Genomic DNA, 8,495 nt, shown 5'->3' on the forward strand with positions numbered 1-8,495 from the left:
CGTCAATTTACTGGGAATTTTTGACTTTACTAGAAAATTTATGTTTTTTTCACGCAGAGCCGCAGAGCCGCAAAGAGGGGAGTTTCAGCAATTTTTCGGTTTTATACGTCAATTTTTTGGTTAAGGAATTTTGACTGTAATTTGATAGGTTTTGATGGGGGGAATATTTTTTTCCCAAGGCCGTGAATATTGGAGTTTTAGCTGGGTTGAACCGGAGTTTTGGGCTAAAAACCGAAAAACTTGATTCTCAGGTGATCCTACTAATTTGAGTTTGGATTCTCCTGCTGCTGTTGGTAATGGTTCAAATACTGAATCTCCCAAGGGTTTGAGTTTTTGAGGATCATTTTTAATTATTTGCCAATTATAACCTGTTGATGGATTGGCTGATAATTTAATTATCAAAATTTTACCTTTTTCTAGGTTGATTTGTTTGTGATTGTTGCTATCTTTGATGGTTATTTCTGATTTAGATGGCGGATTTTTGGCTGTGGCGCTAAGTTGGGAAGTAATCCCCAAGGTGGTTAATAAAGAAAGAATTAAAAAAACTCGTTTAGTTAAACTCATGATTTCAACCTATTAATTATCAATTGTCAATTAGTTATTATTACAATATCAATTTTCAATTTCTTTTTATCTACCCAATTTATTGGGAATTCCTTCACAACCTCCCGGAATGGTATTTCTGGTTTTTTCTCCACACCAAGCACAACAGTAGTAATGAGTCGCTGGGGACATTCTTTGTGCATTAGTGAAGTCAGCATTTTCAATAACCGCACCAGTGTGTTCTCCGGTTTCGTAGTTGGGGGGTTGAGTGCGACTGCGGGGAGATGCTTGTTCTACTAAACCATAAAATAGACGAACTCCGTTTAAATCGGTATTACTGAGATTGGCTTCATATAGTATTGTTCGGGAAAGGTTAGCTTTTACTAGGTCACAATTACTAAGATTAGCACGGACGAGATTGGCTTCACTTAAATCTGTCCACCGTAAATCATTATCGGCTAGATCGGCACCTGCTAACATTACACCTAAGTCTATGACGCGCACTCCTTCTAAACGATCTTCAGCATAACCACCAGTACCATCTAGTATAGCTCTTCCTAAACGCCGATCGCGTTGTAGGGGAGTAAGTAATTTGGAACGGGAGAGAAATCGCAGAATTTTGGCTTTACCACTACCATCTACACTACTGAATATAGCAGCAGTACGTCCTTCGGCGATCGCTCTTTCTTGCGGCCAGTCTTCTAATAATCCTTCTTCGTCTAATATTAGGTCAGAAACTCCTTGAAAGTAGGAGTCTATGGTTTGTTGTTGAGTAATGACGTTTTGCTGTACGGTGAGTAGGTTTTGTTGAATGGTTAGGTCTTTAGAAATTACATATTGTCGCCATGCTACATAAACGGCGATAATGGCAATGGCAATTTGTCCTAAAGCTCCAAACCATTCTGCTAAAGTACCAGAGGCTTCCCAATTAATTCTCTTTCCCCAAAGTAGTAAACTATGACCCAAATTAGTAAATCTGAATAAGCCAATTATTGCTACTATTAATCCTATCAAACCAACAAATACTTTTCTATCTTCAGGTGCAAACCATTGTTGAATGATATCTTGCCACCAAGGGTAAAGTATCAACACTGATAACAGCAAAGTTGCTAAAGTTCCCAAAATCCCTAGCCATGAGTTATTAATGACAATACTAATTAAAGTTATGGCCATGGACAAGCTAGTCAATAATAAAATCTTTGGTATCATCAAGACTTGAATACTCGAATTGCCACTAAAAAGAGTAGAATTTTCTTGGAAAATACTTGTTTTCAGAGAAGATTGTGCCGATACTTGTTTTTTCTCCGTTTCTACTTTTGCTAATGATTGATTACTTTCAGTAATTTCCAATTCATCTTCTTGATTTATCTGTGGGGAAGATAGGTGATATGAATCAGATTCATTAATAGTCATATTTTTTTCCTCCAATTAACTCACCATAAATTGAAACATAAATTGAAACTTTGCGAAAACACTTGTATTAACAGTATTATATACCCCTAACCTTGGCTAAATCAGTTCGTGAGAAAATTTCCTGGCTGCAAAGGCAACAAATATGTTATTTTATCACAGATCCTTGAGATTTTTTCTGTAGCATCACTCTTTGATATTTGTAAAACTGCTGATACTTAGAGTAAGCATAAAAAAGTTTTTTAGTGAAAAGTAGGAGTCAGGAGAAGAAAAAAGAATTATATTAAATACATAATTGATTTATGGAGGATGATTATGGTATTGTCTGGGTAGTTTCTGAAAAGTTTATCCAAATCTTAATTTTAAATTTGCAGAATCAAAAAATAATTAATAATAATTAGTTGATTTTGATACGGCTTTTAAATTACAATCAGTTCTAGGATCATCATAAGAGTTTTGTAGGAGCAGTATGGTAATTTGGCGAAGCTTAATTGCCTCTAGTTTAATCAGTTTGATGATAATTGGCTGTAGTGACTCGGCAAATTATTCATCTGAAAATGCTAAAAAAGTTGTTCAAGAAAGCAATGTTAATCAACTGATTACAGAAGTACAAGACAGTCAAAAAGCAGAAAATTTACTAAGACAAGCTAATGGTTTATTAGATGCCCATCGTTATCAAGAAGCTTTAGTATTCTATAATCGGGTGATAGCCATTAAAAATGATAGTGCGGAAACTTATGTAAATCGGGGAAATGCTTTGATTGCTTTACAACAGTACCCAGAAGCTGTAGAATCCTATGATGAAGCGATCGCAATTCGCCCAAATAAAGATGAAGCCTGGTATAATCGTGGTAATGCTTTAACAGCTTTACAACATTACGAAGAAGCCGTAAAATCTTATGATGAAGCGATCGCTATTGACCACAATAAACATGAAGCTTGGATTAATAGAGGAATCGCGTTGACAAAATTACAGCGCTACAAAGAAGCTTTAGCATCTTACAACCAAGCAACTACTATTCGTCCTAATTTGCATCAAGTTTATTATAATAAAGCTTGCAATTATGCCTTACAAAATAATCTAGAACTGACAATTGAAAACCTCAAGAAAGCCATCGAACTTGTACCAAAAAAATATCAAGAATTTGCGAAAAATGATCGAGATTTTGATAAAGTTCGCAATGAAAAACGGTTTCAGGAATTATTACAATAAATATGACAACTAGGGTACAAACTTATCTGTCTTTGATTCCCGATTCCTGTACATTTCAGGATGGGAAATGCTATAGTATTGACATATACCAGATACAGGTAAATGAGGAAATTTCCTTTAATTAATAATGAATAAGCTGGCTAATGTTTTTATCGAGGGGATAATTGCTTTTACTGTCACTAATATTGACGATATGATGATTCTACTACTATTGTTTTCGCAAATAGATAGTAGTTTTCGTAAACGTCATATTTTCATTGGTCAATACCTTGGTTTTTTTGCCATTATTATGTTGAGTTTACCAGGATTTTTTGGCGGTTTATTCATACAGCGAGAATGGTTGGGATTATTAGGAATAATACCCATAGTTCTTGGTATGAAACAACTGATTAATCAACAAACAGAAAGTACGGAAAGTACCGAAGTTCAGACAGTTAATCCTGATTTTCCACGGTTATTACACCCTAACCCAACATGGTCTTTTTTCTTGAGCATTTTCCACCCAAATACTTATCAAGTTGCAGCTATTACCATTGCTAATAGCGGTGACAATATTAGTGTTTATATACCTCTATTCGCGGGTCAAAATTTTGTTAGTTTAGCCATAATTATAGCCGTATTTTTAGCCATGGTAGGAGTTGGCTGTGGTATTGCTTATCTATTGACCAGTCAAGTTACTATTGGTTATATTTTAAGTCGCTATGGTCGGGTTATGATTCCTTTTATATTAATGGCCTTGGGGTTATTTATTATGTACGACAGAGGCACATTTAAGCTACTAACTCAAATTGCTATTTAAAGATTGCTACTTTTACGGATTTTACATACAATGTAGTCTAAAAATTCATCTTGATCATGTCACAACTTCAGCGTATTACCATTAATCCCCAACAACTTCAAGAAAACCAACTTTTATTAACACCTCAACAGCAACATTATTTGCTGCGAGTATTACGGTTACGAGATGGTGATCAATTTATCGCTATGAATGGTATGGGTAAATGGTGGTTAACTAAGTTACAAGGAACACAAGGAGAGATAGTAGAAATACTAGAGGTTAAAACGGAATTACCTGTATCTATTACTTTAATGATGGCCTTACCGAAAGGGAATGGATTTGATGAAGTTATCCGCTGTTGTACGGAATTAGGAGTAACTTATATTGCTCCAGTTTTAAGCGATCGCAGTTTATTAAATCCCAGTTCTCAAAAGCTAGAACGTTGGCGGCGCATAGCATCAGAGTCATCTGAACAGTCAGAAAGAGCCGTGATTCCTACTATTTTAGAACCAGTAGCTTTTAAAACTGCCATAAATGAAAATACAGCCAGTCATAGTTATATCTGTGAAGCCCGTGGTGATTATCCTCACTTAAAGCAGGTGATAAATAATGCTAACACTGCAAGGGAGATCATTATTGCTATTGGACCAGAAGGGGGGTGGACAGATCAAGAGCTAGAAATAGCTGTAAAATCGGGATTTGTAGCCACTTCCCTGGGTTGTCGTATTCTCCGCGCAGTTACAGCGCCCATAGTTGCGATATCCTTAATAGCAGCAAATTTTGAATTAAGCCCTTGAAATCAGCAAAACAACATCTAACTCAACACCTAATTATTTTTACTCGTTATCCAGAACCAGGAAAAACAAAAACGCGGTTAATACCAGTTCTGGGTGATATTGGCGCTGCTAACTTGCAAAGACAGATGACTGAACAGACCATTTTGCAAGTTAAAGAATTACAAAATCTGATCAAATTATCCGTAGAAATACGTTTTACTGGTGGTAATTTAGAAAAAATGCGAAATTGGTTAGGAAATGACTGGTTATATCAATTTCAGGGTGAGGGAGATTTAGGTCAAAGAATGGAGCGATCGCTTGTAAATGCGTTTAATCAAACAGCAAAACAAGTAATTATCATTGGTACTGATTGTCCCGATTTAAACTCACAAATTTTACTAACTGCTTTTGAGAAATTGCAAGTTTTTAATCTTGTTCTAGGTCCAGCCATTGACGGTGGTTACTATTTAATTGGGTTACAAAAACCAGCAGCGGAATTATTTACAAATATCCAGTGGGGTACGGCTGAAGTATTTGCAAAAACACTAGAAATTGCGGAGAAATTGAATTTATCAATAGGTTATTTGCCATCTTTAGCAGATATTGATCGTCCAGAGGATCTTGAAAGTGAGTATGATTAGTGTCAGCCAAAAAGTAAATGATTAGAGGAGAAAATTATTATTATCCATTGAGGGAAAAATTTGATAAAATAACCTGGATAAAATATCAACCCCGTTTAATTTTCAAGAACCCATGTTTGAAATCCCTCCAGCATTTTCAGTATTAGGTTTACCAGTTCATGTTATGGATGATTATCCAGACTGGTTATTATATTCTTTAAAAGCAGGTAAAGGAACTCATGTAGTTACCCTTAATTCAGAAATGACCATACAAGCAGAAAAAAATCCCACCCTAGCAAATATTATTCAAAATGCTGAATTAGTAATTCCTGACGGTGCGGGAGTTGTGCTGTATTTGCAGTATTTATTAGGAAAAAAAATACAACGTATTCCGGGAATTGAATTAGCAGAAAAACTGTTACAAACAGTTGCCCAAAAACAAATATCTGCGTCAATATTTTTCTATGGAGGCGCACCAGGAGTAGCGGTAAAAGCAGCAGATTTATGGAAACAAAAACTTCCCATACTAACTATATCAGGAACACATTCTGGTTATCATTCTTCACAAGAAGAACAAGAATTATTGCAAAGCCTCAGTCAACTACAGCCACAAATAATATTTGTTGGTTTAGGAGTTCCGCGTCAAGAATTATGGATTTCTAAAAACCGCCATTTATGTCCTAACTCAATTTGGATCGGTATTGGTGGTAGTTTTGATATTTGGTCAGGAACAAAAACACGCGCTCCCAACTGGTTAGCAAATAATAACTTAGAATGGCTATATAGATTATATCAAGAACCTTGGCGTTGGCGACGGATGTTAGCCATACCAGAGTTCGTTTTAAAATCCTTAATTTACAGCAGTTTTCGGGCAAAAGTGCTAAAAAAATGATCAATAATCTCTAGCAAGACTGATAAAAATTTGCTGTATTTTTGGTTTGAAACTAATTGACAAGTCTCCAAACTTGTGTATAGAATCAATAAAATCTAAAATCCAGAATCCCGATGTGATGAACGGAATAAATGGTCATGTTCAGGATGATATAAACGGGAGCGTCCGGTTACTGGTAAAAGTGCTGGACTGATTACATAAAGTGTAGTCCGTTGTAATTTTTCTTCATGAGTACAAGCGGTCATTTCTGCTAAAGTAACAACGCGGATTTTTTCATCCGGCCAGCCTAAGCGATAGCAAATTGCTACGGGAGTCTCTGGATTATAATGTTCTAACAACTGAGTTTGTGCTTCAGTGATATGATGGACACTCAGATATAAACATAAGCTGGCCTGATGTGCTGCTAAACTGGCTAATTCTTCCCTAGCAGGAACATAAGTGCGTCCACTAATACGAGTGAGGATAATAGTTTGTACCAAACCGGGAACAGTTAACTCAATTTTCAATTTAGCTGCGGCTGCTTGAAAAGCGCTGATACCGGGAACAACTTCAAAAGGAATATTAGCCGCTGCTAATAGCTGCATTTGTTCATGAATAGCGCTATAGAGACTAGGATCACCAGAATGCAGTCTCACGACGGATTTATGGGCTACTACGGCATCAATCATCAGTGGTAAAATCTCTTCTAGAGTCCGATTTGCAGTTTTGATAATTTCCGCATCAGGACGACAAACAGCTAAAATCTGTTCAGGGATCAAAGAATCTGCAAATAAAATCACATCAGCCCTAGCCAACAACTTTTGCGCTCTAACCGTTAATAAATCAGGATCTCCCGGTCCTGCCCCCACAATATAAACTGCTGGATCTAGAGAATTTTGGTAGTCATTAACACTTAAATTACTCGTATATTCCTTCATTAACTTTGCTCTGAAAAACTCCGACAAAAAACTTTTGGCAAATCCTTCAGTACCCTTCCGGATTCACTACTTTTGAGTTGTAGAAATAGATGGTAGATGCACCCTGGTTAAGCCCTGGAGATTAATTACTCTGGGGCATTTTTTATTTTTAGCAATCTCCCTTGAAAGAGGAAACAACATCAGGTAAAGGACGCTTGAGTACATACAGCCAAGCTAAACCAACCAGTCCTAAAAACATTCCTCCTAAACTGACCATTTGTGCCATTCGTAAAGGTCCTAGCATTAAGCTATCCATGCGTAAACCTTCAATCCAAAACCGCCCCAAGCTGTAGGCTACCAAGTAAACTAAAAATAAAGTCCCCACTTTCAAAGGTGATTTTTTAGATAAAGCTCGAAAAAACAAAGTTAGCAAGAGTGCAAAAACCATGAAATTCCACAAAGACTCATAGAGAAAAGTGGGATGAAAATATTCAAAATTAACTAAATCCACAGGACGACGTTCTGGGGGAATATACAACTTCCAAGGCAAACCAGTGGGACGGCCAAAGGCTTCCGAGTTGAAAAAATTTCCCCAGCGACCAATTGCTTGCCCTAAAATCAAGGAAGGCGCGACTAAATCAGTTAATTGCCAAAAAGATATTTGATTAAGTTTAGCAAAAATCAACGCCGCTACGACACCGCCAAGAATTGCCCCATGAATAGCAATACCTCCTTCCCAAATGGCAATGATCTTTTCTGGGTGTTGAGAATATTCTGACCATTGAAACAAGACATAATAGAGCCTGGCTGCGGGAATAGAGCCAATTACCAGCCAAATTGATAAATCATTGAGTAAATCTGGGTTAACGTGACGACGTTTGGCCAGATATTGGGAAAGGGTGACACCAATTAAGACAGCAGAGGCAATTAATAACCCATACCAGCGAATAACAATTGGTCCGAGTTTAACTATAATCGGACCTGGAGAAGTAAATTGAAACCCCAAGGGCAAAATCGAAAAATCCACTACCATGGAAAATTACCTATAGGAATATGAAATCTACAAAGACAAAGACAATAATAAGGCAATCTTACAATAGGCGATTTTACGTTTCTTGGCACAGTTTGCTTTTATAGTGTTAACCTACTTAGTTACTAATTCCCAATCATGAACCATGAGATGTTAGATTTAACTAAGTTATGGAAAAAAGCTGTTAGTATATTTAATATCTAGACCTAAGTAGGTGAGCGGAAAAAAACCGACATAAGTAACGAAAAGTAAAGTTGCCCAAAACCCCTTCCCTGTTCCCTGTTCCCTGTTCCCTGTTCCCTTGTCATAACGACAATTTTTAACGCCAACCTACTTA

At 36.7% G+C, this 8,495-nt stretch carries 9 protein-coding genes; 5 read left to right on the top strand and 4 right to left on the bottom strand.

Annotated features, from left to right (window positions below; all coding sequences use genetic code 11):
• Positions 1-120 precede the first annotated feature (120 nt).
• Both ACIR310F_RS0111430 and ACIR310F_RS0111435 read right to left on the bottom strand, forming a co-directional pair.
• Positions 121-564 carry a protease inhibitor I42 family protein gene (locus tag ACIR310F_RS0111430; protein WP_028083941.1) on the bottom strand — a complete coding sequence of 148 codons (444 nt, stop codon included), beginning with the start codon at positions 562-564 and terminating at the stop codon, positions 121-123.
• Between the two features lie 66 nt (positions 565-630).
• A complete protein-coding gene (locus ACIR310F_RS0111435) occupies positions 631-1,956 on the bottom strand; it encodes a pentapeptide repeat-containing protein (RefSeq protein ID WP_028083942.1) in 1,326 nt (441 codons plus the stop codon).
• 466 nt (positions 1,957-2,422) lie between these two features.
• Between ACIR310F_RS0111435 and ACIR310F_RS0111445 the strand changes: the two genes are divergently transcribed.
• From ACIR310F_RS0111445 to ACIR310F_RS0111465, 5 genes are all read left to right on the top strand, one after another.
• A complete protein-coding gene (locus ACIR310F_RS0111445; protein ID WP_028083943.1) occupies positions 2,423-3,166 on the top strand; it encodes a tetratricopeptide repeat protein in 744 nt (247 codons plus the stop codon).
• A gap of 127 nt (positions 3,167-3,293) precedes the next feature.
• Positions 3,294-3,965, top strand: a complete 672-nt coding sequence (locus ACIR310F_RS0111450) for a cadmium resistance transporter (RefSeq protein WP_028083944.1) — start codon at positions 3,294-3,296, stop codon at positions 3,963-3,965.
• Positions 3,966-4,021: 56 nt separating this feature from the next.
• Positions 4,022-4,741 (top strand): 16S rRNA (uracil(1498)-N(3))-methyltransferase, encoded by a 720-nt coding sequence (locus ACIR310F_RS0111455; protein ID WP_028083945.1) that lies wholly within the window; start codon positions 4,022-4,024, stop codon positions 4,739-4,741.
• On the top strand, positions 4,729-5,361 hold the full coding sequence (locus ACIR310F_RS0111460; protein WP_414534262.1) for a TIGR04282 family arsenosugar biosynthesis glycosyltransferase: 633 nt from the start codon (positions 4,729-4,731) through the stop codon (positions 5,359-5,361). Before ACIR310F_RS0111455 ends, ACIR310F_RS0111460 begins: the two co-directional genes overlap by 13 nt.
• 112 nt (positions 5,362-5,473) lie before the next feature.
• Positions 5,474-6,232, top strand: a complete 759-nt coding sequence (locus ACIR310F_RS0111465; protein WP_028083947.1) for a WecB/TagA/CpsF family glycosyltransferase — start codon at positions 5,474-5,476, stop codon at positions 6,230-6,232.
• A gap of 95 nt (positions 6,233-6,327) precedes the next feature.
• On the opposite strand, the gene cobM is transcribed toward ACIR310F_RS0111465, so the two are convergent.
• Positions 6,328-7,149, bottom strand: coding sequence for a precorrin-4 C(11)-methyltransferase (cobM, locus tag ACIR310F_RS0111470; RefSeq protein WP_028083948.1), 822 nt, complete (start codon positions 7,147-7,149; stop codon positions 6,328-6,330).
• 148 nt (positions 7,150-7,297) lie between these two features.
• Positions 7,298-8,161, bottom strand: coding sequence for a prolipoprotein diacylglyceryl transferase (gene lgt / locus ACIR310F_RS0111475; protein WP_028083949.1), 864 nt, complete (start codon positions 8,159-8,161; stop codon positions 7,298-7,300).
• Between the last annotated feature and the right edge of the window lie 334 nt (positions 8,162-8,495).

The organism is Dolichospermum circinale AWQC310F (assembly GCF_000426925.1).
In the GTDB taxonomy this organism is placed as follows: Bacteria; Cyanobacteriota; Cyanobacteriia; order Cyanobacteriales; family Nostocaceae; genus Dolichospermum; species Dolichospermum circinale.

Bases quoted from the DNA above. Each gene is read 5' to 3' on its own strand.
- ACIR310F_RS0111430 (WP_028083941.1), bottom strand. From the start codon at position 564: ATGAGTTTAACTAAACGAGTTTTTTTAATTCTTTCTTTATTAACCACC.
- ACIR310F_RS0111435 (WP_028083942.1), bottom strand. From the start codon at position 1,956: ATGACTATTAATGAATCTGATTCATATCACCTATCTTCCCCACAGATA.
- ACIR310F_RS0111445 (WP_028083943.1), top strand. From the start codon at position 2,423: ATGGTAATTTGGCGAAGCTTAATTGCCTCTAGTTTAATCAGTTTGATG.
- ACIR310F_RS0111450 (WP_028083944.1), top strand. From the start codon at position 3,294: ATGAATAAGCTGGCTAATGTTTTTATCGAGGGGATAATTGCTTTTACT.
- ACIR310F_RS0111455 (WP_028083945.1), top strand. From the start codon at position 4,022: ATGTCACAACTTCAGCGTATTACCATTAATCCCCAACAACTTCAAGAA.
- ACIR310F_RS0111465 (WP_028083947.1), top strand. From the start codon at position 5,474: ATGTTTGAAATCCCTCCAGCATTTTCAGTATTAGGTTTACCAGTTCAT.
- cobM (WP_028083948.1), bottom strand. From the start codon at position 7,149: ATGAAGGAATATACGAGTAATTTAAGTGTTAATGACTACCAAAATTCT.
- lgt (WP_028083949.1), bottom strand. From the start codon at position 8,161: ATGGTAGTGGATTTTTCGATTTTGCCCTTGGGGTTTCAATTTACTTCT.